The organism is Streptomyces sp. MBT65 (assembly GCF_016612545.1).
In the GTDB taxonomy this organism is placed as follows: Bacteria; Actinomycetota; Actinomycetes; order Streptomycetales; family Streptomycetaceae; genus Streptomyces.
Genome location: NZ_JAENRY010000638.1, coordinates 1 through 1182, shown reverse-complemented (window position 1 = coordinate 1182; position 1182 = coordinate 1). Strand labels below are relative to the sequence as shown.

1 protein-coding gene is annotated in these 1182 nt (G+C 73.7%); it reads right to left on the bottom strand.

All coding sequences use genetic code 11. The features are described from left to right. Positions 1–1127 (bottom strand): winged helix DNA-binding domain-containing protein (locus JHN63_RS51220; protein WP_200691964.1); only part of this gene is annotated, 1127 nt, incomplete at its 3' end. Positions 1128–1182: the final 55 nt, after the last annotated feature.

The window sequence follows — 1182 nt, the reverse complement described above, 5'->3', positions numbered from 1 at the left end:
CCCACCCACCCCCGCATCCGCTCCGCCACCACCCCGATCGCGGTCTCCGCCTCCCGGTCGATGCCCGTCCGGTCGAGGATGCGCCAGGCGATCTCCCCGTCCGGTCGTTGTGCCCAACTCCCCACCACGCGTCCGTTCCACCACACCGTCGGGCCCACGTTGCCGCTGCCGTCGAAGAGTGCGGGGCGTAGCTCCGGCGGTAGGTACCAGTCCCGTGACTGCCAGGCCATCGCCGTCGGATCGAGGCCGGGCAGCAGGGCTGCCCACGGTTCGGCGGGGTCCGTCGGTGGTGCGAGGTCTCCGGCGGCGACGTACCCCACCCCCTCGTCCAGGGACACCCGCTCCGCGCCGATCGACGCCAGTGCCCGGCGGACCTCCGTCACCCGCCACCCCGTCCACCACTTCAGGTCGGCCTCGGTGGCCGGGCCGCAGGCCGTGAGCCAGCGGTGGAGCAGGGTCGACTGGGCCTCGGCGGCGTCCAGTTCGGGATGTTCCGGTGCCACCGCCCAGCGCAGCTGGTTCGAGGTCCAGCCGCCGAGCGGACGGCCCCGTACGACCTTCCCCTCGACCCCCAGCACCCTCAGCAGCCGGGTCGAGAGGGTGTGGACGCCCTCGTAGTTCTTCCCGGGCGCGTACACCCACTGTTCCCTCAACCTCGGCTCGTCCTCGGCGAGTTCGGCCGCCGTCGCCTGCCCGCGCCGGGCCAGCGCGGCGAGCGTCGCGTCCTCGACCTCCTTCAGCCAGACCGCGTCCGGCGCCCCCGCCTTCGCCATGTCCTTGACCAGGGAGGCCCGTTCACGGGCGGCGACGGCGAGGCCGGTCGACGCGTGCACGACGGCGGTCAGGTCGGCCGGGAACACGAACACCGTGTGGCGCATGCCGTGCATACGGACCAGGGTGCGGTCCTCGTACAGGGCGCGGGCGGTCTCCGGCACGGTGCCGGCCGGGTCGGCGAGGCGTGCGCCGACGGCCAGGTACACCGTCGCGGGGTCCGTGCCGTGCAGGGCGACCAGGGAGTCGGCGACCTCCTCGGGGGTACCGGCGCGGGTGCTCGCGGCGAGGCGGTGACGGAGGGCGAGACGGGCACGGCGCTCGGGGGGTGCGATGTGACGCGGGGTGCCACTCATCAGGCCTCCACTTCAGGTGCTCCACTTCTCGACCCACAGTAAACGGGTGGGTGGG